The following is a 23,859-nucleotide window of genomic DNA, read 5'->3' as shown; positions in this document are numbered from 1 at the left end:
TCGGCCACGGTCCCCCCGTCTCGCCACTCGGGAGTGCTGTGACCTGCGGCACGGGCATTCTGCCCAATGCCTGGCGGCGTTGGCCAGAGGCGCCACGCCCCGATCCGCCGCTTTCGCGGGGGTACGCGGCGCCTGAGCCGTCAGCTGAGGCGATCGGCCACCAGGTCCCACACGGTTTCGGCCAGGGCTTCCTTGGGTCCGTGCGCCACCGCGGTCTCGCTGCCGTCGGCGCCGAGCACGACCGCCTCGTTCTCCTCGGAACCGAAGGTCTTGCGCTCCCCCACCTCGTTCACGACCAGGAGATCGCAGCCCTTGCGCTTGAGCTTGGCGCGGCCGTTGGCCAGGACGTCGTCCGTCTCCGCGGCGAAGCCGACGATCACCTGTCCGGGGCGGGCCCGGTCGGCCGAGATCTCCGCGAGAATGTCCGGATTCCGCACCAGGGTGACCGGCTCCGGCTCTTGGCCGTCCTTCTTCTTGATTTTCCCTGCCGCGTACGCCGCAGGGCGGAAGTCCGCCACCGCGGCCGCCATCACCACGGCGTCGGCCTCCGGGGCGGCCCGCAGCACCGCCTCGCGCAGCTCCACGGCGGTTCCGACCGGCACGACGTCGACGCCCGCCGGGGCGGGCAGGGTGCTGTTGGCGGCGATCAGCGTGACACGGGCGCCGCGGGCGGCGGCGGTGCGGGCGAGGGCGTAGCCCTGCTTGCCGGAGGAGCGGTTGCCGAGGAAGCGGACGGGGTCCAGGGGCTCGCGGGTGCCGCCGGCACTGACGACGACGTGCCGGCCCATGAGGTCGGGCTCGGTGACGCCCCGGGCCAGGACGCGGCGGCACACCTCGAAGATCTCGCCCGGGTCGGGCAGCCGGCCCTTGCCGGTGTCGACGCCGGTGAGGCGGCCGACGGCCGGTTCGATGACGAGGGCGCCGCGGCGGCGCAGCGTCGCCACGTTCTCCTGGGTGGCCGGGTGCTCCCACATCTCCGTGTGCATGGCGGGGGCGAAGACGACCGGGCAGCGGGCGGTGAGCAGGGTGTTGGTGAGGAGGTCGTCGGCGAGGCCGTGGGCCGCCTTGGCGAGCGTGTCGGCGGTGGCGGGGGCGACGACGACCAGGTCGGCGTGCTGCCCGATGCGGACGTGCGGGACCTCGTGCACGTCGTCCCATACCTCGGTGGAGACGGGGTTGCCGGAGAGGGCGGACCAGGTGGCGGCGCCGACGAAGTGCAGCGCGGAGGCCGTGGGCACCACCCGCACCTCGTGGCCCGACTCCGTCAGCCGCCGCAGCAGCTCACAGGCCTTGTAGGCGGCGATGCCCCCGCTGACCCCCAGAACGACCTTCGGCTTGTCCACGTCTCTCCCCGGACCTCGGCAACCGGCACACCGTACGACTCCATGACACACCACAGGCCCGGCAGTCGGCCTGCCGGGCCTGTGGATAAGTCAGCGCAATGCTGTAAATCCTACTTACTGCGCCGGGCCCTCGACGGCCTCGGACGTCAGGAGCCCCGCGTTGATCTCGCGGAGGGCGATCGAGAGCGGCTTCTCGTGGACGTGGGTGTCGACGAGAGGACCGACGTACTCAAGGAGACCCTCGCCGAGCTGCGAGTAGTACGCGTTGATCTGGCGGGCACGCTTGGCCGCGTAGATCACGAGGCTGTACTTCGAGTCGGTGGCCTCGAGGAGCTCGTCGATCGGCGGGTTGATGATGCCCTCGGGCGCGGAGATGGAAGAGGACACGCTCTACCTTCCGATGGATGGGAAAGAATCTGTCGGGGTGATCCGCCGACCGGAACGATCAGCGATGGTCACACGACGTCCATCAAGGCTAGCAGCTCGCGTGCTACGTCCTCGACGGAGGTGTTGACCAGGGTGGTGTCGAACTCCGGCTCGGCCGCGAGTTCGATCTTCGCCGCGTCGAGCCGGCGCTCGATCACCTCGGGCGGTTCGGTGCCCCGCCCGGTGAGCCGGCGCACGAGCTCCTCCCAGGAGGGAGGAGCGAGGAACACCAGCTGGGCCTCGGGCATCGACTCGCGGACCAGGCGGGCGCCCTGGAGGTCGATCTCCAGGAGGACGGGCTCGCCGTTCTCCAGGCGCTCCTGCACGGCCGCACGCGGCGTGCCGTAGCGGTTGCCGGCGAACTCGGCCCACTCCAGCAGCTCCCCGTTGGCGATCAGCTTGTCCATCTCGTCGTCGGAGACGAAGAAGTAGTGGACTCCGTGCTGCTCGCCGGGGCGGGGCTTGCGGGTCGTCGCCGACACCGAGAGCCAGACCTCGGGGTGTTCCTTGCGCATATGAGCGACGACCGTGCTCTTGCCGACCCCGGAGGGGCCGGAGAGCACGGTCAGCCGCGGACGTACGTCCGGGGGTACGGGGGACGTCCCCCGGGGTGTTGCAGCCATGCAGCGATTATCCAGCAATCGCGGAGTGCCCGGGACGCGCTTCCCCGGAGCGCCCGTTTCAGGAGCCGGTGCTGCCGAACTCGCGCTCCAGGGAGGCGATCTGGTTGGAACCGAGACCCCGCACGCGGCGGCTCTCGGAGATGCCGAGTCGCTCCATGATCTGCTTGGCGCGGACCTTGCCCACGCCGGGCAGCGACTCGAGGAGGGCGGAGACCTTCATCTTGCCGATGACGTCGTTCTCCTGGCCCTGCTTGATGACCTCGTGAAGGGAGGCGCCGGAGTGCTTGAGTCGATTCTTGACCTCGGCCCGCTCCCGGCGAGCCGCGGCGGCCTTTTCGAGCGCGGCTGCGCGCTGTTCAGGGGTAAGGGGCGGAAGAGCCACGCCTACGTCACCTCGGATGTCGAACTGTCGGATACGGACCGGTGAGGAACCTAGTCGCCCCACACCTGGGGAGCCACGAGCAACACACGCTTGCCCGTTCTCTCGTCGGAGACTAGCGGGCAAGTCCGCCAGAGTCAGCGAGAACAGCGGAAAAGTCCTGGTCAGCCTTCATCTGAACGGACATTTAGGACATAATGCCCCGGATTTGAGGATGTATTCAGACTCAAGCGGGCCCCTGACCACTCATCGGAGGTCTCGCGGTAAGGTCTGGACCGCCTCACGAGGGCGTCACGGCGTGCCGGATCTCCTCCGCGAAGCGCTCCGCGGCGTCACGCAGAGCGACCGCCTCGGGACCGTGGCGTAGCACTCCCCGGCTGACGTTCGGCACGACGTTGCGCACCGCCGCCCCGAAGACCCCGGGGAGATCGGCCGGCGTGGCGCCCTGCGCGCCGATGCCGGGTGCGAGGAGCGGGCCGTTGATGTCCAGGTCGTACGTCGACAGATCACCGAGGGTGGCGCCGACGACCGCGCCGAAGGACCCCAGGGGCTGCTCCCCGGTGTTCTCGGCGGCCAGGTGCGCCAGCATCGTCGCTCCGACGTTCCGGCCGTCGGAGCGCACGGCGTGCTGGACCTCGCCGCCCTCCGGGTTGGACGTCAGCGCCAGCACGAAGAGGCCCGCGCCGTTCTCCCGGGCCAGGGCCACGGCCGGGCTGAGCGATCCGTAGCCGAGGTACGGCGAGACCGTCAGGGCGTCGGAGAACAGCGGCGCGTCCTTGTGCAGGAAGGACTCGGCGTAGGCGGCCATGGTGGAGCCGATGTCGCCGCGCTTGGCGTCCATCACGACCAGCGCGCCCGCCGCCCGGGCCTCGGCGACGGACTTCTCCAGGACGGCGACGCCGCGCGAGCCGAAGCGCTCGAAGAACGCGCTCTGCGGCTTGAGCACGGCGACCCGGTCGGCCACCGCCTCGACGACCGTGCGGCTGAACCGCTCCAGGCCCGCCACGTCGTCGTTCAGGCCCCACTCGGCGAGCAGGGAGACGTGCGGGTCGATGCCGACGCACAGCGGGCCGCGCTCGTCCATGGCGCGGCGCAGACGCGCGCCGAAGGGTTCGAGACCACTCATGCCGTCTTCCTCACGTCGGCGCCCACCGCGTCGGCGAGCGTGGCGTAGGGGCTCGTGGCCAGGCGAGCGGCGAGCCCCTTGTGGATCGCGCGGCCCCAGAAGGGCCCCTCGTAGATGAAGGCGCTGTAGCCCTGGACCAGCGTGGCGCCGGCCAGGATGCGCTGCCAGGCGTCCTCGGCGTTCTCGATGCCGCCGACGCCCACCAGGGTGATCCGGTCGCCCACGCGCGCGTAAAGGCGCCGCAGGACCTCCAGGGAGCGTTCCTTCAGGGGCGCCCCGGACAGGCCGCCGGTCTCCTTGATCAGGGAGGGGTGGGACTTCAGGCCGAGGCCCTCGCGCGCGATGGTGGTGTTGGTCGCGATGATGCCGTCCAGGCCGAGTTCCACGGCGAGGTCGGCGACGGCGTCGACGTCCTCGTCGGCCAAGTCCGGCGCGATCTTGACCAGGAGCGGCACGCGACGGGCGGACACCGTGCGGTCGGCGGCCTCGCGGACGGCGCTCAGCAGGGGGCGCAGGGCCTCGGTGGCCTGGAGGTTGCGCAGCCCCGGCGTGTTCGGCGAGGAGACGTTGACGACCAGGTAGTCGGCGTAGGGCGCGAGCCGCTCGGCGGACTTCACGTAGTCCGCGACGGCCTCCTCCTCGGGGACGACCTTGGTCTTGCCGATGTTGACGCCGACGACCGGCTTGAAGACGGGCGTGCGGGAGGCGAGGCGGGCGGCGACGCGGAGCGAGCCGTCGTTGTTGAAGCCCATGCGGTTGATCAGCGCGCGGTCCTCGACCAGGCGGAACAGCCGCTGCTTGGGGTTGCCGGGCTGCGGTTCACCGGTCACCGTGCCGATCTCGACGTGGTCGAAGCCGAGCATGGCCATGCCGTCGATGCCGACGGCGTTCTTGTCGAAGCCCGCGGCGAGCCCGAAGGGGCCGTGCATACGCAGGCCCAGGGCCTCCGTGCGCAGTTCCTTGTACCGGGGCGCGAGGGCGGCCGCCAGGAAGGTGCGCAGCACGGGCACGCGGGCGGCCAGGCGGATCCAGCGGAAGGCCAGGTGGTGGGCCTGCTCCGGGTCCAGCCTCTTGAAGACGAGACGGAAGAAGTACTTGTACATGGTGTCCTCACGAAGACATGGCGTCCTCACGAAGAGGGGGACACCGTTTCCGGTGTCCCCCTCGGGGCTGCTAGTCGCGGGCCGCGGTCAGGTGTTCCGCGTGTTCCTGGAGCGAGCGGACGCTCACGTCGCCGCGGTTGAGGGCGTCGATGCCCTGGACCGCCGCCGCGAGGGCCTGGACCGTCGTCAGGCAGGGCACGGAGCGTGCCACGGCCGCCGTACGGATGTCGTAGCCGTCGAGGCGGCCGCCCGTGCCGTACGGGGTGTTGACGATGAGGTCGACCTCGCCGTCGTGGATGAGCTGGACGATGGTCTTCTCGCCGTTCGGGCCGGTGCCCTCGGACTGCTTGCGCACGATGGTGGCGTTGATGCCGTTGCGCTTGAGGACCTCGGCCGTGCCGGAGGTGGCCATCAGCTCGAAGCCGTGCGCCACCAGCTCCCGGGCCGGGAAGATCATCGAGCGCTTGTCGCGGTTGGCGACCGAGATGAACGCGCGGCCCTTGGTGGGCAGCGGGCCGTAGGCGCCCGCCTGCGACTTGGCGTACGCCGTGCCGAAGACGGAGTCGATGCCCATGACCTCGCCGGTGGAGCGCATCTCCGGGCCGAGGACGGTGTCGACGCCGCGGCCGTGGATGTCGCGGAAGCGCGACCACGGCATGACGGCCTCCTTGACGGAGATCGGCGCGTCGAACGGCAGCTCGCCGCCGTCGCCGGTCGCCGGGAGCAGGCCCTCGGCGCGCAGCTCGGCGATCGTGGCGCCGAGCGAGATCCGGGCGGCGGCCTTGGCCAGCGGCACTGCCGTCGCCTTCGAGGTGAAGGGGACGGTCCGGGACGCGCGCGGGTTGGCCTCCAGGACGTAGAGGATGTCGCCCGCGAGCGCGAACTGGATGTTGATCAGGCCGCGCACTCCGACGCCCTTGGCGATGCCCTCCGTGGAGGCGCGCAGGCGCTTGATGTCGAAGCCGCCGAGCGTGATCGGGGGCAGGGCGCACGCCGAGTCGCCGGAGTGGATCCCGGCCTCCTCGATGTGCTCCATGACGCCGCCGAGGTAGAGCTCCTCGCCGTCGTAGAGGGCGTCGACGTCGATCTCGATGGCGTCGTCGAGGAACCGGTCGACCAGGACCGGCCGGGAGGGGCTGATCTCGGTCGACTCGGCGATGTAGGACTCCAGCCGGGTCTCGTCGTAGACGATCTCCATGCCGCGTCCGCCCAGGACGTACGAGGGACGGACCAGGACCGGGTAGCCGATCTCGTCGGCGATGGCCTTGGCCTCGGCGAAGGTGGTGGCGGTGCCGTGCTTGGGGGCCGGGAGGCCGGCCTCCTTGAGGACCCGGCCGAAGGCGCCCCGGTCCTCGGCGGCGTGGATGGCCTCCGGGGAGGTGCCGACGATCGGCACGCCGTTGTCCTTCAGCGCCTGCGACAGGCCGAGCGGCGTCTGGCCGCCGAGCTGCACGACGACGCCCGCGACCGGTCCGGCCTGCTGCTCGGCGTGCACGATCTCCAGCACGTCTTCCAGCGTCAGCGGCTCGAAGTACAGGCGGTCGGAGGTGTCGTAGTCCGTGGAGACGGTCTCCGGGTTGCAGTTGACCATCACCGTCTCATAGCCCGCGTCGCTCAGGGCGAACGAGGCGTGGACGCAGGAGTAGTCGAACTCGATGCCCTGGCCGATGCGGTTCGGGCCGGAGCCCAGGATGATGACGGCCGGCTTCTCGCGGGGCGCGACCTCGGTCTCCTCGTCGTAGGAGGAGTAGAAGTACGGCGTCTTCGCGGCGAACTCGGCGGCGCAGGTGTCGACCGTCTTGTAGACCGGGCGGATGCCGAGCGCGTGCCGGACCTCGCGGACGACGTCCTCGCGCAGACCGCGGATCTCGCCGATCTGCGTGTCGGAGAAGCCGTGCCGCTTGGCCTCGGCGAGCAGGTCGGTGGTCAGCTCGGGCGCCTCGGCCAGCTCGTCCGCGATCTCCTTGATGAGGAAGAGCTGGTCGACGAACCAGGGGTCGATCTTCGTGTAGTCGAAGACCTCCTCGGGCGTGGCGCCGGCGCGGATGGCCTGCATGACGGTGTTGATGCGGCCGTCGGTGGGGCGGACCGCCTGCTCCAGCAGCTGCGTCTTGTCGCCGGGCTCGCCGACGAAGGTGAACTGGCTGCCCTTCTTCTCCAGCGAGCGCAGCGCCTTCTGGAAGGCCTCGGTGAAGTTGCGGCCGATGGCCATGGCCTCGCCGACGGACTTCATGGTGGTGGTGAGGGTGGCGTCGGCGCTCGGGAACTTCTCGAAGGCGAAGCGCGGGGCCTTCACGACCACGTAGTCGAGCGTGGGCTCGAAGGAAGCCGGGGTCTCCTGGGTGATGTCGTTCGGGATCTCGTCCAGCGTGTAGCCGACGGCGAGCTTGGCGGCGATCTTGGCGATCGGGAAGCCGGTCGCCTTGGAGGCGAGCGCCGAGGAGCGGGAGACGCGCGGGTTCATCTCGATGACGATGACCCGGCCGTCCTCGGGGTTCACCGCGAACTGGATGTTGCAGCCGCCGGTGTCGACGCCGACCTCGCGGATCACGGCGATGCCGATGTCGCGCAGGATCTGGTACTCGCGGTCGGTGAGCGTCATCGCGGGCGCGACCGTGATCGAGTCGCCGGTGTGCACGCCCATGGGGTCGAAGTTCTCGATGGAGCAGACGACCACGACGTTGTCGTGCTTGTCGCGCATCAGCTCCAGCTCGTACTCCTTCCAGCCGAGGATGGACTCCTCCAGGAGCACCTCGGTGGTCGGGGAGAGCGTGAGGCCCTGGCCGGCGATGCGGCGCAGCTCCTCCTCGTCGTGGGCGAAGCCGGAGCCGGCGCCGCCCATGGTGAAGGAGGGGCGGACGACGACCGGGTAGCCGCCGAGCGTCTCGACGCCCTGGAGCACGTCGTCCATGGAGTGGCAGATGACCGAGCGGGCGGACTCGCCGTGCCCGATCTTCTGGCGTACGGCCTCGACGACCTCCTTGAAGAGGTCGCGGTCCTCGCCCTTGTTGATGGCCTCGACGTTGGCGCCGATCAGTTCGACGCCGTACTTGTCGAGGGTGCCGGCCTCGTGGAGCGAGATGGCCGTGTTGAGGGCCGTCTGACCGCCCAGGGTGGGCAGCAGCGCGTCGGGGCGCTCCTTGGCGATGATCTTCTCGACGAACTCGGGGGTGATCGGCTCGACGTAGGTGGCGTCGGCGATCTCCGGGTCGGTCATGATCGTCGCCGGGTTGGAGTTCACCAGGACGACCCGCAGGCCCTCGGCCTTCAGGACGCGGCACGCCTGGGTGCCGGAGTAGTCGAACTCGGCGGCCTGGCCGATGACGATCGGGCCGGAGCCGATGACCAGGACGGACTGGATATCGGTGCGCTTAGGCACGCTGGCCCTCCATCAGGGATACGAAGCGGTCGAACAGGTAGGCGGCGTCGTGCGGGCCGGCTGCCGCTTCGGGGTGGTACTGGACGCTGAAGGCGGGGCGGTCGAGGAGCTGCAGCCCCTCCACCACGTTGTCGTTCAGGCAGACGTGCGACACCTCGGCGCGGCCGAACGGGGTGTCGGAGACCTTGTCGAGCGGGGCGTCGACGGCGAAGCCGTGGTTGTGCGCGGTGACCTCGACCTTGCCGGTCGTGCGGTCCTGCACCGGCTGGTTGATGCCGCGGTGGCCGTACTTCAGCTTGAAGGTGCCGAAGCCGAGCGCGCGGCCCAGGATCTGGTTGCCGAAGCAGATGCCGAAGAGCGGGGTGCCGCGCTCCAGGACGCCCCGCATCACGGAGACGGGGTGGTCGGCGGTGGCCGGGTCGCCCGGGCCGTTGGAGAAGAACACGCCGTCCGGGTTCACGGCGTAGACGTCCTCGACGGTCGCGGTCGCCGGGAGCACGTGCACCTCGATGCCGCGCTCGGCCATGCGGTGCGGGGTCATGCCCTTGATGCCGAGGTCGACGGCGGCGACGGTGAACTTCTTCTCGCCGATGGCCGGGACGACGTAGGGCTCGGTGGTGGCGACCTCGGCGGAGAGGTTCGCGCCCTTCATCTGGGGGGCTTCCTGGACGCGGGCCAGCAGCGCGGCGTCGTCCTGGACGGCGCCGCCGCTGAAGATGCCGACGCGCATGGCGCCCCGCTCGCGCAGGTGCCGGGTGAGGGCGCGGGTGTCGATGCCGCTGATGCCGACGACGCCCTGGGCGTCCAGCTCCTCGTCCAGCGTGCGCCGGGAGCGCCAGCTGGACGGCACGCGCGCGGGGTCGCGCACGACGTAGCCGGAGACCCAGATCTTCTTCGACTCCATGTCCTCGTCGTTCACACCGGTGTTGCCGACGTGCGGCGCGGTCATCACCACGACCTGGCGGTGGTAGGAGGGGTCGGTGAGGGTCTCCTGGTAGCCGGTCATGCCGGTGGAGAACACCGCTTCGCCGAAGGTCTCCCCCACGGCCCCGTAGGCGCGGCCCCGGAAGATCCGGCCGTCCTCCAGGACGAGTACGGCGGGAGTTTTGGCGGCTCCCCTGGTGGAGGTGGTCATCGTTCGGCGCCTTCCCTGGTGTTCGTTTCGATCATGGAGTTGATGGCTTCGACCCACTCGTTGTGCTCGGCCGCGTGGTCGGAGCGGAAGCCGGAGTCGATCAGCCGGTCGCCGTGCTCCCAGGTGACGATCAGCAGACCGCCCTCGGTGAGGACCTTCCCGGCGATGCCCTTGTCGAGCCGGGCCTCACGCAGCTGTGCGACCGGGACGAAGAAGTCGCTCGCCCCGGGGCGTACGACGTCGAGGCCGGCGTCCGTGAGGGTGAGCGCGGCCCGGCTGCGGGTGCCCAGGCCCTGGGCGACGATGCGGTCGAGCCACTGCCCTGCGGTGGTGGAGCCGTGGTAGCGGCCGCTCAGGCTCAGCTTTGCGGGGCCCGGATCGTCCGGGGCGGCGGGCAGCTCGGGCAGGTCGCCCTGGAGGGTGCCGCGCCACTTCCAGCCCTCGCGCATCAGCCAGTAGACGAGCGCGACGAACAGGGCGAGGCCGACGACCCAGCCGATGCGGGCGGCCCAGTCGGTCACTTGCGCCGATTCCTTCTCGGCGGCCAGCAGGAGTACAGGTGTCACGTGAGCTTCCCGTCGACGAGCGTGGCCTTGCCCCGCAGCCACGTGTGCGTCACACGGCCCGGCAGCTCACGCCCCTCGTAGGGGGTGTTGCGGCTGCGCGAGGCGAAGCCCGCGGGTTCCACCAGCCCACGGTATGCCGTGTCGACCAGGGTGAGGTTGGCGGGCTCACCTGCCGAGACGGGACGGCCGTGGCCCGTGGCCTGTCCGATCTGCGCGGGCTTGACGGACATCCGGTCGGCGACGCCGGCCCAGTCCAGCAGGCCCGTTGCGACCATGGTCTCCTGCACCACTGACAGCGCGGTCTCCAGGCCGACCATGCCCATGGCCGCCGCGGCCCACTCGCAGTCCTTGTCCTCGTGCGGGTGCGGGGCGTGGTCGGTGGCGACGATGTCGATCGTGCCGTCGGCGAGCGCCTCGCGCAGGGCCATGACGTCGCGCTCGGTGCGCAGCGGCGGGTTGACCTTGTAGACGGGGTTGTAGGTGCGCACCAGCTCGTCCGTGAGGAGGAGGTGGTGCGGGGTGACCTCGGCGGTGACGGCGATGCCGCGGGACTTGGCCCAGCGGACGATCTCGACGGACCCGGCGGTCGACAGGTGGCAGATGTGGACGCGGGAGCCGACGTGGTCGGCGAGCAGGACATCCCGGGCGATGATCGATTCTTCGGCCACCGCGGGCCAGCCTCCGAGACCCAGCTCGGCGGAGACGATGCCCTCGTTCATCTCGGCGCCCTCGGTCAGCCGCGGCTCCTGCGCGTGCTGTGCGACGACACCGCCGAAGGCCTTCACGTACTCCAGGGCCCGGCGCATGATCACGGCGTCGTGGACGCACTTGCCGTCGTCGGAGAAGACGGTGACGCCGGCGGCGGACTCGTGCATGGCACCCAGCTCGGCGAGCTTCTTGCCCTCCAGGCCGACGGTGACGGCGCCGATGGGCTGGACATCGCAGTAGCCGTGCTCCTTGCCGAGCCGCCAGACCTGCTCGACGACACCGGCGGTGTCGGCGACCGGGAAGGTGTTGGCCATGGCGAAGACGGTGGTGTAGCCGCCGGAGGCGGCGGCGCGCGTGCCGGTGAGGACGGTCTCGGAGTCCTCGCGGCCGGGCTCGCGCAGATGGGTGTGCAGGTCGACCAGGCCCGGCAGCAGCACCTTGCCCTCGGCCTCGACGACCTCCGCGCCTTCGGCCGACAGCCCGCTGCCCACCTGGGCGATGGTCCCGCCGTCGATCAGCACGTCCTGCGGCTCGCCGCCGAGCACCTTGGCACCACGGATCAGGATCTTGCTCATCTGTCTTACTTCTCCTCGGTGCGGGGGTGGGTGACGGCGGGTTCGTTCCCACCGAGCAGCAGGTACAGGACGGCCATTCGGATGGACACTCCGTTTGCGACCTGCTCGACGACGGTGCAGCGGTCGGAGTCGGCGACCTCGGCGGTGATCTCCATGCCGCGGACCATCGGGCCGGGGTGCATCACGATGGCGTGCTCGGGCATCCGCGCCATGCGGTCGCCGTCGAGCCCGTAGCGCCGGGAGTACTCGCGCTCGGTCGGGAAGAACGCGGCGTTCATGCGCTCGCGCTGGACGCGCAGCATCATCACCGCGTCGGACTTGGTCAGCGTGCTGTCGAGGTCGTAGGAGACCTCGCAGGGCCAGGTCTCGATGCCGACCGGCAGCAGGGTCGGCGGGGCGACGAGGGTGACCTCAGCGCCGAGGGTGTGCAGCAGGTCGACGTTGGAGCGGGCGACCCGGCTGTGCAGGACGTCGCCGACGAGCGTGATGCGCTTGCCCTCGAGGTCCTGGCCGAGTCCGGCGTCCGGGCCGATCAGACGGCGGCGCATGGTGAAGGCGTCGAGCAGCGCCTGCGTGGGGTGCTGGTGGGTGCCGTCGCCGGCGTTGACGACGGCGGCGTCGATCCAGCCGGAGTTGGCGAGGCGGTACGGGGCTCCGGAGGCGCCGTGCCGGATGACGACGGCGTCGACGCCCATGGCCTCCAGGGTCTGGGCGGTGTCCTTCAGGGACTCGCCCTTGGAGACGCTGGAGCCCTTGGCGGAGAAGTTGATGACGTCCGCGGACAGCCGCTTCTCGGCGGCCTCGAAGGAGATCCGGGTCCGGGTGGAGTCCTCGAAGAAGAGGTTGACGATCGTGCGGCCGCGCAGGGTCGGCAGCTTCTTGATCGGCCGGTCGGCGACCCGGGCCATCTCCTCGGCGGTGTCGAGGATCAGGACGGCGTCGTCGCGGGTGAGGTCGGCGGCCGAGATGAGATGACGCTGCATCTGTCAGGCTCCGTAGGGCAGTTCATTCGGGAGGTTCGGGGCAGACGGGCGCGCGCAGGCGCGCACTGAGCCGGCGTACGACAGCGGCGTACGCCTGGAGCGCTACCGGGAGGTCGGCTTGGCACCGAGCAGCACGGTGTCGCGACCGTCCTCCTCGGCGAGCTGGACCTTGACCGTCTCCCGCAACGACGTGGGGAGGTTCTTGCCGACGTAGTCGGCGCGGATGGGCAGTTCGCGGTGTCCGCGGTCGACGAGGACGGCGAGCTGCACCGCGCGCGGGCGCCCGAGGTCGTTCAGCGCGTCGAGGGCGGCGCGGATGGTGCGGCCGGAGAAGAGCACGTCGTCGACGAGGACGACGAGCTTGCCGTCGAGGCCGTCACCGGGGATCTCGGTGCGGGCGAGCGCGCGCGGCGGATGCATGCGCAGGTCGTCGCGGTACATGGTGATGTCGAGCGAGCCGCAGGGAACCTTGCGCTCGGTGATCTGCTCCAGCTTGTCCGCGATCCGCCGGGCGAGGAAGACGCCCCGGGTCGGAATGCCGAGGAGCACCACGTCGTCGGCGCCCTTGGCGCGTTCGACGATCTCGTGGGCGATGCGGGTCAGCACCCGCGCGATGTCGGGCCCTTCGAGCACGGGCCGGGCATCGGACTGCGTGTCGTGCGTGTCCATACGAAACGGACCTCCTTCTCCGCCTCACGGGACGGACCTTAAAGGACGTCGGGATTGCGCCATACACGGTAGCAGGTCACCGTTGTCGCTCCGATGGCCCCCTCGGATCACCCACTCGGCCCAGCGGAACGCCGATACCACGGAAGAGTCGGTGCGGACCATCCGGCTTGACGCGGCAGAGTAACGCTGCGTAACCTCACAGTGAGTTACCAGCCGCGCGGCCTGGCACCCACGCCAGACGCGTCGACACAGTGCCGGGGAGCTATATGTCCAGCGAATACGCCAAACAGCTCGGGGCCAAGCTCCGGGCGATCCGCACCCAGCAGGGCCTTTCCCTCCACGGTGTCGAGGAGAAGTCCCAGGGACGCTGGAAGGCGGTCGTGGTCGGTTCGTACGAGCGCGGCGACCGTGCCGTGACCGTACAGCGCCTTGCCGAGCTGGCGGATTTCTACGGCGTTCCGGTGCAGGAGCTGCTTCCGGGCACGACCCCGGGCGGGGCCGCCGAGCCGCCGCCGAAGCTGGTCCTGGACCTGGAGCGGCTGGCCACGGTGCCGGCCGAGAAGGCGGGCCCCCTTCAGCGCTACGCGGCCACGATCCAGTCGCAGCGCGGTGACTACAACGGCAAGGTGCTGTCGATCCGCCAGGACGACCTGCGCACACTCGCCGTCATCTACGACCAGTCGCCGTCCGTCCTCACGGAACAGCTGATCAGCTGGGGTGTCCTGGACGCGGACGCGCGCCGCGCGGTGGCGTCCCACGAGGAGGCCTGACCCGCTCCGCGGGCCCAGCAGAAACGTGCCGCCGGGGTGGCCGGGAACCGTATGGTTCCCGGCCACCCCGGCGGCGTTGTGCGGCTCTGACATCCCCGCGCCGCACCGAGGCGTACGGGAACGCCGGAGGGCCCGCAGCCGTCGCGCTGCGGGCCCTCCGGCATGTGGTCCGTCTCAGACCTCGTCGCGGCGGAGCGAGGGCTTGAGTTCCTTCAGCCGGCCGAGCAGGCCGTTCACGAACGAGGGCGACTCGTCCGTGGAGAACTCCTTCGCCAGCTGCACCATCTCGTCGAGGACGACGGCGTCGGGCGTCGCATCGACCCAGATCAGCTCGTAGGCGCCGAGCCGCAGGATGTTGCGGTCGACGACGGGCATGCGGTCCAGCGTCCAGCCGACGGAGTACTGCGCGATCAGCTCGTCGATGCGCTTCGCGTGCTCCGCGTAGCCCTCGACCAGCTCCATCGTGTACTCGCTGACCGGCGGCTGCCGGGTGTCCGCCCGGGAGAGCCGGACCCAGTCCGCGAGGACGGTCAGCACCTCGGCGCCGCGCTGGTCCCCCTCGAAGAGGATCTGGAAGGCGCGCTTACGGGCCGTGTTGCGGGCAGCCACGGTTAGCTGTTCACCCGGCCGAGGTAGTCGCTGGTGCGGGTGTCGACCTTGATCTTCTCACCGGTGGTGATGAAGAGCGGCACGTTGATCTGGTGGCCGGTCTCCAGGATGGCGGGCTTGGTGCCGCCCGTGGAGCGGTCGCCCTGGACGCCCGGCTCGGTCTCCTGGATGACGAGCTCGACGGCGGCCGGCAGCTCGACGAAGAGCACCTCGCCCTCGTGCTGCGCGACGGTGGCGGTGAAGCCCTCGATCAGGAAGTTGGCGGCGTCGCCGACGGCCTTCTTGTCGACGTGGAGCTGGTCGTAGGTCTCCATGTCCATGAAGACGAAGTACTCGCCGTCCATGTAGGAGAACTGCATGTCGCGCTTGTCGACGGTGGCCGTTTCGACCTTGACGCCGGCGTTGAAGGTCTTGTCGACGACCTTGCCGGAGAGCACGTTCTTGAGCTTGGTGCGCACGAAGGCCGGGCCCTTGCCGGGCTTGACGTGCTGGAACTCGACGACGGACCAGAGCTGGCCGCCTTCGAGCTTGAGCACCATGCCGTTCTTGAGGTCGTTCGTGGAAGCCACGGTTGCGGAATCTCCTGGACTGACGTACGACGCCGGGGCACGCGCCTGCCTGGCTACAGGGCGAGCAGCTCCTTGGTCGTGATGGTGAGTAGCTCGGGTCCGCCGTCCGCCTCGGGGCGGACGACGAGCGTGTCATCGATCCGGACGCCGCCCCGGCCCGGGAGGTGGACCCCCGGTTCGACGGTGACCGGCACGCAAGCGTCCAGTTTACCCATGGCCGCGGGGCTCAATTGAGGGTCCTCGTCGATTTCGAGCCCCACGCCGTGTCCGGTCAGGACCGTGAGGCCCTCCGTGTACCCCGCGGAGTCCAGGACCTGGCGTGCGGCGCGGTCGACGTCCCGGCAGGCGGCGCCGGGTACCAGGCTCTCACGACCGGCCCGCTGGGCTGCGAAGACCAGGTCGTACAGCTCGATCTGCCAGTCCGCGGGAGCGGTGCCGATGACGAAGGTGCGGCCGATCTCGCAGCGGTAGCCGCGGTACGTGGCACCGAGGCACACGGAGAGGAAATCGCCCTCCTCGACCCGGCGGTCGGTGGGCCGGTGGCCGGGGCGTCCGGCGTTCGGCCCGGTGGCCACCGATGTCGGGAAGGCCGGCCCGTCGGCCCCGTGATCCACGAGCCGCCGCTCCAGCTCCAGAGCGAGGTGGCGCTCGGTGCGGCCCACGAGGATCGACTCCAGGAGCTCGCCGAGGGCCTGGTCGGCGATCTCGGCGCCGATGCGCAGACAGGAGATCTCCTCCTCGTCCTTGACGACCCTGAGCTGCTCGACGGCGTTGCCGAGGCCGGTGAGACGCAGCCCGGGGGCGACCGAGCCGAGGGCCCGGTGCCGGGACACGGTGAGGTGGTGCTCCTCCACCGCGAGGGAGTCGGCGCCCTGGCCCGCGGCGAGACGCGCGGCCGCGACGGCCGGGTCACCGCCACCGGCTCCGGGCAGGATCTGGACGCGCAGGGCCTCGTCGGGGCGCTCCTGCGCGGGGCGGTCGGCCGTGGCTCCGGCACGGACCAGGAGGTCCTGCTCCTCGGTCCTGCCCAGGAGCAGAACGGCGCCGTGCGGGGCGGCGCCCGCGAGATAGCGCACGTTGGCGGGGCGGGAGACCAGCGCCGCCGCGCTGCCGCCCGCGTTGCAGTAGTCCCTCAGACGCGTCCGGCGGGCCGCGTACACCTCTGACATGACCCGAGCGTATGAGCTCCGCCGGTTTGGCGCCGGTTGAGGGGGTCTGAGTGGGCGGTGCCTGGTTTGTCCGGGCGGGTTGGGGGGCTGTTTCGGGAGGGGTCGTGCCGCGCGGGGTCGCGTGCCGTCCGCGCCTGCGTGGGGGCTTGTCGCGCAGTTCCCCGCGCCCCTACGGGGCGCTCACCACTGGGGTGGGCTGGCGATCGACCTGGCCAGGACGTCGTCCAGGATTCTCGCCGTCTCCGGTACGTCCAGCTGGGAGTTGTCGATGATCGGCAGGCCGGAGCCGTACCAGCCGGCCATGCGGCCGTGGATGCGGGCGACCTCCTCGTCCGAGAGCCGTCGGTTGCCCGAGCGCTCCGCGTTGCGTTCCAGGACGATGTCCAGTCCGGGCAGGAGGACGACCGGCAGCAGGCCCGGCCCGACGTGGCGTTTCCAGCCGCCGAGGCCGACGACCGGGCGGTCGGGGAAGACCGCGTCGTCGAGGATGCACGAGATGCCGTTGGCCAGGAAGTTCCGTGCGGCGAAACCACACGTGCGGCGGGCCAGGCGGTACTGGGCCTCGGAGTTGTCGTTCCACCCGGACTGGGGGTCGGCGAAGCCGGAGCGGACCCACTCGCGCACGTCGTCGAGGCTGATGTGGGCCGTGGGGACCCGGCGGTGGTCCGCCCAGTACTTGGCGACGCTGGTCTTGCCCGCGCCCGCGGGGCCGATGAGCAGCACCGCGAGGGTCGTGCCGGCGGGGTCGGGAACGGTCGCGGCGGGCGGGGCCATCGGCATGGCGACCGGGCCGCCGGGCGGCAGCGGCACGTGCCCGGTGGTCTCCGGCGCCGGCGGGGCGGACGTCGCGGCCGGTCCCGGTGCGGGCGGGGGCGCCGGGTATCCCGGTGCCGGGGGCGGCGGGGGCACGGGCACGGGGCCCTGGTGCGCGCCCGCGTTCGGCGGGACCGGGTGTTGTGCGGCCGGCGACCAGCCGGTGGCCGGTCCGTGCCCCGGCTGATGGGGCGGCGGCAGCGGAGAACCCACTGCGTGCTGCATCCGGTGCCACTCCGTCTCGTACAGGCGATGGGCGCTGACAGCGGGGCGGAACCCGCTTGCTACCGAACGGTACCGCCCCCGGTCGTCGATGTGTGAACGGCCGGGGGCGGCCCGAAGTGCCCGGCTCCGTCAGGTGATTTCGGGCAGAAGGAGCGACGGGGGACTTACTGCCCCACTTCGCCGTACGCGGCGAGCAGCACGGCCGGGTCGGGTCCCTCCAGGACGGTGGGCTTGGCCAGGCCGTCGAGGACGATGAAGCGCAGCAGGTTGCCGCGGGACTTCTTGTCGACCTTCATGGTCTCCAGCAGCTTGGGCCACTGGTCGTACCGGTAGTGCAGGGGCAGTCCGACCGCTTCGAGGATCGTGCGGTGGCGGTCGGCCGTCGCGTCGTCCAGCCGGCCCGCCAGGCGCCCCAGTTCGGCGGCGAAGTGCATGCCGACCGAGACCGCCGCACCGTGGCGCCACTTGTAGCGCTCGTTCTTCTCGATGGCGTGGCCGAGCGTGTGACCGTAGTTGAGGATCTCGCGCAGGCCCGACTCCTTCAGGTCCGACGACACGACGTCGGCCTTGACCCGGATGGAGCGCTCGATGAGCTCGGCGGTGTGCGGACCGGCCGGGGTGCGGGCGGCCTCGGGGTCGGACTCGATGAGGTCCAGGATGACCGGGTCGGCGATGAAGCCGGCCTTGATGACCTCGGCGAGCCCGGAGACGTAGTCGTTGACCGGCAGGGAGTCCAGCGCGGCCAGGTCGCACAGGACACCGGCGGGCGGGTGGAAGGCACCGACCAGGTTCTTGCCCTCGGCGGTGTTGATGCCGGTCTTGCCGCCGACGGCCGCGTCCACCATGGCGAGCACGGTGGTCGGGATGGCGATCCAGCGCACCCCGCGCAGCCAGGTGGCGGCGCCGAACCCGGCGAGGTCCGTGGTCGCGCCGCCGCCGACGCCGACGATGACGTCCGTGCGCGTGAAGCCGGACTGGCCGAGCGCCTTCCAGCAGTACGCGGCGACCTCGGCGGTCTTGGCCTCCTCCGCGTTGGGCACCTGGACGGCGACCACGTCGTAGCCCTGCTCGGCCAGGTCGGCGCGCAGCGCGTCGCCGGTCTCCGCCAGCGCCTCGGGGTGGATGATCGCGACCCGCTGGGCCTTCTCGCCGATCAGCCCGCCGAGTTCACCCAGAAGTTGCCGGCCCACGAGGACCTCGTACGGGTCGGTCCCCGCGGTGCCGCCGACCTGGATCCGCGTGACTGCCTCGTTCATGCTTCCTTCAACTCCAGTGCGTCCAGGGCGGCTTCGGTGACCTCTTCGGGCGTACGGCCATCGGTGGCGACGACGGCCGTGGCGACCTCTTCGTACAGGTGGCGGCGGGCCTCCATCAGCTCGCGCCACTGCTTGCGCGGGTTGACCGCGAGCAGGGGCCGGGCCGCGTTGAGGCCGGTGCGCTTGACCGCCTCCTCGACGTCCATCGACAGGTACGCCACCCGCTGCCCGGCGAGCAGCGCGCGCGTGCCGGAGTCGAGGATCGCGCCGCCGCCCAGGGCCAGGATGCCGTCATGCTCGGCGAGCGCCCGGTGCACGGCCGTCTTCTCGATCACCCGGAAGGCGGACTCACCCTCGTCGACGAAGATCTCGGCGATGGTCCTGCCCTGCTCGGCGACGATGTCGTCGTCGGTGTCCCGGTAGGAGACCCCGAGCCGCTCGGCCAGCAGCTGCCCGACGGTGGACTTGCCGACACCCATCGGGCCGACCAGGACGACCAGCGGACCGCTCATCGGATGGCGAGGTTGTCGAGGTACGACGTCACGTTGCGGCGGGTCTCGGCCACCGAGTCACCGCCGAACTTCTCCGCCACCGCGTCCGCGAGCACCAGGGCCACCATGGCCTCGGCGACGATACCGGCGGCCGGGACCGCGGAGACGTCCGAGCGCTGGTGGTGGGCCTGCGCGGCCTCGCCGGTGGTGACGTCCACGGTCTGCAGAGCGCGCGGCACGGTGGCGATCGGCTTCATCGCCGCGCGCACGCGCAGCAGCTCACCGGTGGTCAGACCGCCCTCGGTGCCGCCGGAACGGCCGGTGGTGCGCCGGATGCCGTCGTCGGTCTTCACGATCTCGTCGTGGGCCTTGGAGCCGGGCACCCGGGCGAGCTCGAAGCCGTCGCCGATCTCGACGCCCTTGATCGCCTGGATGCCCATGAGCGCACCGGCGAGCCGGGCGTCCAGCTTGCGGTCCCAGTGCACGTGCGAACCCAGGCCGACGGGCACGCCGTAGGCCAGGATCTCGACCACGCCGCCGAGGGTGTCGCCGTCCTTGTGGGCCTGGTCGATCTCGGCGACCATCGCCTTCGACGCGTCGGCGTCCAGGCAGCGCACCGGGTCCGCGTCCAGCTTCTCGACGTCGCCTGGGGTCGGGTATACGCCCTTCGGCGCCTTCGCCGCCGCCAGCTCCACCACATGGCTGACGATCTCGACGCCAGTCGTCTCCTTCAGGTACGAGCGAGCCACCGCGCCCAGTGCCACACGTGCGGCCGTCTCCCGCGCGGAGGCGCGCTCCAGGATCGGCCGGGCCTCGTCGAAGCCGTACTTCTGCATGCCCGCCAGGTCGGCGTGGCCGGGGCGCGGCCGGGTCAGCGGAGCGTTGCGGGCGAGCCCGTCGAGGATCTCCGGGTCGACCGGGTCGGCGGCCATGACCTGTTCCCACTTGGGCCACTCGGTGTTGCCGACCATGATCGCGACCGGGGAGCCGAGGGTGAGGCCGTGCCGGACGCCGCCGAGGAAGGTGACCTCGTCGCGCTCGAACTTCATCCGGGCACCGCGTCCATAGCCCAGGCGCCGCCTCGCGAGATGGTCCGCCACCATGTCCGTGGTGATCGGCACGCCGGCGGGAAGGCCCTCCAGCGTCGCGACGAGTGCGGGACCGTGGGACTCCCCCGCGGTCAGCCAGCGCAACCTGCTCAACGGTGCTCCTCAGTGCTCGCGCCCTGGTACTGCCCTGCGTACGCGCCTCGTCGCGTACGGCGACGGCGTACCGGGTGCGCGGCCCGGTCCGCCATCTCCGATCCTCCCACGCCCGGGCCGTTCGCCCGGCGGCCGGTCCATCAAGCGGACGCGTTCGCGGACGGGCCGTCGGCCTGCCGCTGCTGCGGCGCGTACGCCCCGAGGAAGTCGGCACCGCTCGGCTGCTGCGCGGGCTGGGCCTGCGGGGCGTACGCCCCCAGATGGTCGGCCCCGCTGCCCTGCTGCTGCTCCTGCCGGGGTGCGTACTCCCCCAGGTAGTCCGCTCCGCGCCCTTGCCCGTACTGGGCCGCCGCGTGGACCGGCTGCCCGGTGCGGACGGCGCGCCGGTGGGCGATCTTACGCTTGATCTTGACGACCCAGGACGCCACGACGGCGAGCACGATCAGGGCGAGCACCGTGATCTGCACCCAGTCGGGCAGGAATCCGAGCAGGGACTCGAATATCTGGGACTTGACGGACGCCTGAGGCAGGCCTGCGGACATGACGGACGTTCCCCTCCCCTGTTCCGCCCCCTGCGGAACCGAGAGCGGATCTTATCGGTCGGCCAGCGCCCGCTCGCCCGCTTTTCGCATGGCGTCCAGGGGCGCCGGGGCCAGCCCCGTCATCTGCTCGACCTGGAGCACGGCCTGGTGCACCAGCAGGTCGAGACCGCTGACGACGGCACCGCCGTAGGCCGACCAGCGGGCGGCGAGGTCGGTCGGCCAGGGGTCGTACAGGACGTCGAAGAGGGCCGCCGGGCGCTCCGGCACGGACCGGGCGAGGGCGTCGGTGACACCGGCCGGCGTGGTGCTGATCACCAGCGGGGCACGCAGGGCCCGCTCGGCGTCCGCCCAGTCGGCGATGCGGACGGAGACGTCGAGCCGCTCCGCCCACTGCCGCATCTCGACCGCCCGCGCCTCGCTGCGCACGTACACGGCGATCTCACCCGGGCAGATGCGGGACAGCGCGGCCAGCGCGGAGGAGGCGGTGGCGCCGGCGCCGAGGACGGCGGCGGAGTCGACCTGCTCGATGCCGTGTTCGCGCAGGGCGGCGACCATGCCGGGGATGTCGGTGTTGTCCCCGACCCTGCGCCCGTCCTCCCTGCAGACGACGGTGTTGACGGCCTCGACCGAGGCGGCGGTCTCACTGATCCCGTCGAGCAGCGGGATCACGGCCCGCTTCAGCGGCATGGTCAGCGAGAGCCCGGCCCAGTCCGCGTCGAGCGTCTCGAAGAACGCGGGCAGCCCGGCCTCGTCGACCTCGAACCTGTCGTACGTCCAGCCGGCCAGGCCCAACTCCCGGTAGGCGGTGCGGTGCAGGACCGGGGAGAGGGAGTGGGCGATGGGGCTGCCGAGCACTGCGGCGCGGCGGGCGTCAGTTGCCCGAGCTGGCATCGAACTTGTCCTTCAGCTTCAGGAACTGCGCGTGGGTCTTGGCGAACTCGGTCTTGCTCACGCCGTCGGTCGCCACGAAGTAGATCCAGCCGTCCTTCGTGGGGTTCAGGGCCGCCTGCAACGCGACGTCCCCGGGGTTGTCGATCGGACCGGGCGGCAGGCCCTTGTTGGTGTACGTGTTGTACGGGTCCTTGTTGCTGTTGATCTCGGACTCGCTGATGTGAATGTTGCTCTCGTTCTTCAGGTAGTTGAAGGACGAGTCGAACTGGAGGAGCTGGTTGGTCTCCGTGTTGGTGGGCTTGAGGCGGTTGTAGACCACCTCGGCCATCTTCCGGAAGTCGTCGTGCGTCTTGCCTTCGGCCTGGACGAGGCTCGCCACGGTGATCAGCTGCCACGGGTTCTCGAGTCCGAGGCTCTCGGCCTTCTTCTCGACGCCGGCCTTCTTGTACGTCGCGGCAGCCCGGCCCACCATCTGCTTGAGCACGGCCTCGGGCTTCTGACCCTTGCTGACGCCATAGCTGGACGGGTAGAGGAATCCTTCGAGCGGGTCCTTGACATCCGGATGGTTCAGCGCCCAGGCGGGCAGGCCCAGCTTCTTGTAATCCTTCTCGGCGACCGCGGCGGTCGTGCCCGCCTTGACGCCCAGCCGCTTGTCGATGAGCCGGTAGACGTCGGCGTTGCGCTTGCCTTCCGCGATGATCAGGTTGTCGCGGCTCTTCGGACTGAGCATCAGTTCGACCGCACTCTCGGCCGACATTTGCTTCTGCAGCGTGTACACGCCGTCCTGGATGCTCTTGCCTTCGGGGTTGCTCTGCTGGGCCGCGACGAAGGCGTCGACGCTCTTGACGACCCCCGCGCTCTTCAGCACCTGACCGATCTTGTACCCGAGTGCTCCCTCGGGGATCTCGACCGTCACCTGCTGGCCGTTGCCCCCGCCCGCGAAGTCCGGGGCATCGCCGAAACGATCCTGGTAGAACTGGTAGCCGAAGTAGCTGACGCCGGCGAGGCCGCCGCCGAGGATCACGACGACCAGCAGGCAGGCCATGCCGTTGCGGCGCTTCTTCGGTTTGCCGCCGCCGCGCCCGCGCTTGTCCTCGCGCCCGCGGCGCTCCCCCGGCTCGTCGCCGTCGTCATCGTCGTCGCCGCCCGCGAAGAAGGCGTGTTCGCCCTGGTCGGGACCGGGGTCCCAGTCGGTCGCCGGTTCCTGGGCGGGCTCCTGAGCGGGCTCGACCCCGCGCCGGCCGGGCGGCTCCGGGGGTGGGTAGGCGTCAGGCGTGCCGTAGTAGTCCTGCTCGCCCCCGCCGTACGAACCGGCCTGCTGCCCGTACGGATCCCCCGGGTCGCCGGGGTACGAGACCTGCTGGTGGGGGTCGTTGGCCCAGCCGCCGGTGTCGTACTGCTGCTGGTGGTAGCCCTGGGCCTGCTGGTGCCCGTGGTCCTGTCCGGGGTACTGCTGATGCCCGTGGGCCTGTGCCGCGTACTGCTGGTCGTACTGGTACTGCTGCTGCGCCTGGCCGTATGCGGCCTGGTCGCCGGTGCCCCAGTCGCCGTACTGCGGCTGCTGCGGCTGCTCTGGATAGTGCTGCGGCTGGCCGCCGTAGGGGGACTGCTGACCCTGATGGGCCTGCTGTCCGCCCCATCCGCCGTCCCCGTACAACGGGTCCTCCGGATGCCACGGTTCGGAGCCTTGGCCCCGGCCATACTCAGTCATCGATCCCCTAGAGCCGCGAGGCGGCGGTCGCGCGGCTTCCGGCCCGGCTCCCGTCCCGCCTCTTGCTGTGCGGCGGCTGTTCGAATGCCGTCGCATCGCGCGGAACGTTACCGTATCGCGATCAGATGACCACTTCGACGCCTTCGCCGGGTGCTTTACCTGACACCCGTTCGGATTCGAGGGCCTGTTGCAGGATGACGACTGCCGCTGCCTGGTCGATGACGGACCGGCCCTTCTTGGATTTTACGCCTGAGGCGCGCAGTCCCTGACTGGCCGTCACCGTCGTCATGCGTTCGTCGACGAGTCTCACCGGAATCGGGGAGATCATGCGGGCCAGTTCCTGGGTGAAGCCCCGGACCTTGACCGCGGCCGGGCCCTCGCCCCCCTTGAGAGAGCGCGGGAGACCAACCACGACCTCCAGGGGCTCGTACTCCTCGACGAGTTGCTTCAACCGTCGCTGAGCTGCCGGGATGTCACGCCCCGGGACCGTCTCCACCGGGGTGGCGAGGATCCCGTCGGGGTCGCACGAGGCGACCCCGATGCGGGCGTCCCCGACGTCGATCGCGAGTCGACGTCCTCTGCGCATGCTGTCCGAC

The 23,859-nt window shown here is 70.7% G+C and carries 24 protein-coding genes; 1 reads left to right on the top strand and 23 read right to left on the bottom strand.

Features of this window, described 5'->3' with window-relative positions; all coding sequences use genetic code 11:
• Positions 1-140: 140 nt before the first annotated feature.
• From coaBC to pyrR, 12 genes are all read right to left on the bottom strand, one after another.
• A complete protein-coding gene (gene coaBC, locus OO68_RS19470; protein ID WP_033309674.1) occupies positions 141-1,343 on the bottom strand; it encodes a bifunctional phosphopantothenoylcysteine decarboxylase/phosphopantothenate--cysteine ligase CoaBC in 1,203 nt (400 codons plus the stop codon).
• Positions 1,344-1,457: 114 nt separating this feature from the next.
• Positions 1,458-1,730 (bottom strand): DNA-directed RNA polymerase subunit omega, encoded by a 273-nt coding sequence (gene rpoZ, locus OO68_RS19465; RefSeq protein WP_003988945.1) that lies wholly within the window; start codon positions 1,728-1,730, stop codon positions 1,458-1,460.
• Between the two features lie 68 nt (positions 1,731-1,798).
• Positions 1,799-2,392: a guanylate kinase gene (gene gmk / locus OO68_RS19460; RefSeq protein WP_051814725.1), complete on the bottom strand. Its 594-nt coding sequence runs from the start codon at positions 2,390-2,392 to the stop codon at positions 1,799-1,801.
• A gap of 58 nt (positions 2,393-2,450) precedes the next feature.
• Positions 2,451-2,774, bottom strand: a complete 324-nt coding sequence (locus tag OO68_RS19455) for an integration host factor (RefSeq protein ID WP_003977346.1) — start codon at positions 2,772-2,774, stop codon at positions 2,451-2,453.
• Positions 2,775-3,051: 277 nt separating this feature from the next.
• Positions 3,052-3,897: an orotidine-5'-phosphate decarboxylase gene (gene pyrF / locus OO68_RS19450; RefSeq protein ID WP_033309672.1), complete on the bottom strand. Its 846-nt coding sequence runs from the start codon at positions 3,895-3,897 to the stop codon at positions 3,052-3,054.
• Complete coding sequence (locus OO68_RS19445; RefSeq protein ID WP_033309671.1) at positions 3,894-5,000, bottom strand: quinone-dependent dihydroorotate dehydrogenase; 1,107 nt, start codon at positions 4,998-5,000, stop codon at positions 3,894-3,896. The genes pyrF and OO68_RS19445 overlap by 4 nt, the downstream gene beginning before the upstream one ends.
• A gap of 70 nt (positions 5,001-5,070) precedes the next feature.
• Positions 5,071-8,379 carry a carbamoyl-phosphate synthase large subunit gene (gene carB / locus OO68_RS19440; protein ID WP_033309670.1) on the bottom strand — a complete coding sequence of 1,103 codons (3,309 nt, stop codon included), beginning with the start codon at positions 8,377-8,379 and terminating at the stop codon, positions 5,071-5,073.
• Entirely contained in the window at positions 8,372-9,514 is a 1,143-nt protein-coding gene (gene carA / locus OO68_RS19435) for a glutamine-hydrolyzing carbamoyl-phosphate synthase small subunit (RefSeq protein WP_033309669.1), read from the bottom strand. Before carA ends, carB begins: the two co-directional genes overlap by 8 nt.
• The gene (locus OO68_RS19430) at positions 9,511-10,080 is read right to left on the bottom strand and encodes a PH-like domain-containing protein (RefSeq protein WP_078625372.1); all 570 of its coding nucleotides are present in this window, start codon (positions 10,078-10,080) and stop codon (positions 9,511-9,513) included. Before OO68_RS19430 ends, carA begins: the two co-directional genes overlap by 4 nt.
• The gene (locus tag OO68_RS19425; protein WP_033309667.1) at positions 10,077-11,363 is read right to left on the bottom strand and encodes a dihydroorotase; all 1,287 of its coding nucleotides are present in this window, start codon (positions 11,361-11,363) and stop codon (positions 10,077-10,079) included. The genes OO68_RS19430 and OO68_RS19425 overlap by 4 nt, the downstream gene beginning before the upstream one ends.
• Positions 11,364-11,368: 5 nt before the next feature.
• Positions 11,369-12,346 carry an aspartate carbamoyltransferase catalytic subunit gene (locus tag OO68_RS19420; protein WP_033309666.1) on the bottom strand — a complete coding sequence of 326 codons (978 nt, stop codon included), beginning with the start codon at positions 12,344-12,346 and terminating at the stop codon, positions 11,369-11,371.
• A gap of 102 nt (positions 12,347-12,448) precedes the next feature.
• Complete coding sequence (gene pyrR / locus OO68_RS19415) at positions 12,449-13,015, bottom strand: bifunctional pyr operon transcriptional regulator/uracil phosphoribosyltransferase PyrR (RefSeq protein ID WP_033309665.1); 567 nt, start codon at positions 13,013-13,015, stop codon at positions 12,449-12,451.
• A 266-nt stretch (positions 13,016-13,281) separates the two neighbouring features.
• Here pyrR and bldD point away from each other — a divergent pair, with 266 nt between their 5' ends.
• Positions 13,282-13,785 carry a transcriptional regulator BldD gene (gene bldD, locus OO68_RS19410; RefSeq protein ID WP_018570201.1) on the top strand — a complete coding sequence of 168 codons (504 nt, stop codon included), beginning with the start codon at positions 13,282-13,284 and terminating at the stop codon, positions 13,783-13,785.
• 174 nt (positions 13,786-13,959) lie between these two features.
• Here the strand turns inward: bldD and nusB are convergent, their stop codons facing one another.
• The 11 genes from nusB to ruvX all read right to left on the bottom strand — a co-directional run bounded on the left by nusB (position 13,960) and on the right by ruvX (position 23,849).
• Positions 13,960-14,394, bottom strand: coding sequence for a transcription antitermination factor NusB (gene nusB, locus OO68_RS19405; RefSeq protein ID WP_031138968.1), 435 nt, complete (start codon positions 14,392-14,394; stop codon positions 13,960-13,962).
• Between the two features lie 2 nt (positions 14,395-14,396).
• Complete coding sequence (gene efp, locus OO68_RS19400; RefSeq protein WP_030843148.1) at positions 14,397-14,963, bottom strand: elongation factor P; 567 nt, start codon at positions 14,961-14,963, stop codon at positions 14,397-14,399.
• 53 nt (positions 14,964-15,016) lie between these two features.
• Positions 15,017-16,132 (bottom strand): aminopeptidase P family protein, encoded by a 1,116-nt coding sequence (locus tag OO68_RS19395; protein ID WP_033309664.1) that lies wholly within the window; start codon positions 16,130-16,132, stop codon positions 15,017-15,019.
• A gap of 180 nt (positions 16,133-16,312) precedes the next feature.
• Positions 16,313-17,170: a Pro-rich N-terminal domain-containing protein gene (locus OO68_RS19390; RefSeq protein ID WP_078625371.1), complete on the bottom strand. Its 858-nt coding sequence runs from the start codon at positions 17,168-17,170 to the stop codon at positions 16,313-16,315.
• A 164-nt stretch (positions 17,171-17,334) separates the two neighbouring features.
• Positions 17,335-18,426, bottom strand: coding sequence for a 3-dehydroquinate synthase (gene aroB / locus OO68_RS19385; RefSeq protein WP_033309662.1), 1,092 nt, complete (start codon positions 18,424-18,426; stop codon positions 17,335-17,337).
• Positions 18,423-18,938 carry a shikimate kinase gene (locus tag OO68_RS19380; RefSeq protein WP_033309661.1) on the bottom strand — a complete coding sequence of 172 codons (516 nt, stop codon included), beginning with the start codon at positions 18,936-18,938 and terminating at the stop codon, positions 18,423-18,425. Before OO68_RS19380 ends, aroB begins: the two co-directional genes overlap by 4 nt.
• Positions 18,935-20,119, bottom strand: coding sequence for a chorismate synthase (gene aroC / locus OO68_RS19375; RefSeq protein ID WP_033309660.1), 1,185 nt, complete (start codon positions 20,117-20,119; stop codon positions 18,935-18,937). Before aroC ends, OO68_RS19380 begins: the two co-directional genes overlap by 4 nt.
• 140 nt (positions 20,120-20,259) lie before the next feature.
• Positions 20,260-20,661 carry a hypothetical protein gene (locus tag OO68_RS19370; RefSeq protein WP_033309659.1) on the bottom strand — a complete coding sequence of 134 codons (402 nt, stop codon included), beginning with the start codon at positions 20,659-20,661 and terminating at the stop codon, positions 20,260-20,262.
• A 51-nt stretch (positions 20,662-20,712) separates the two neighbouring features.
• Complete coding sequence (locus OO68_RS19365; protein ID WP_033309658.1) at positions 20,713-21,552, bottom strand: shikimate dehydrogenase; 840 nt, start codon at positions 21,550-21,552, stop codon at positions 20,713-20,715.
• A complete protein-coding gene (gene mltG, locus OO68_RS19360) occupies positions 21,533-23,263 on the bottom strand; it encodes an endolytic transglycosylase MltG (protein ID WP_033309657.1) in 1,731 nt (576 codons plus the stop codon). Before mltG ends, OO68_RS19365 begins: the two co-directional genes overlap by 20 nt.
• A 121-nt stretch (positions 23,264-23,384) precedes the next feature.
• Entirely contained in the window at positions 23,385-23,849 is a 465-nt protein-coding gene (ruvX, locus tag OO68_RS19355) for a Holliday junction resolvase RuvX (RefSeq protein ID WP_033309656.1), read from the bottom strand.
• Between the last annotated feature and the right edge of the window lie 10 nt (positions 23,850-23,859).

The sequence above is a fragment of the Streptomyces iakyrus genome (genome assembly GCF_000717055.1).
GTDB lineage: Bacteria > Actinomycetota > Actinomycetes > Streptomycetales > Streptomycetaceae > Streptomyces > Streptomyces iakyrus.
Note: the sequence above shows the minus strand (reverse complement) of the source record. Positions and strands in the feature narration are given on the sequence as shown.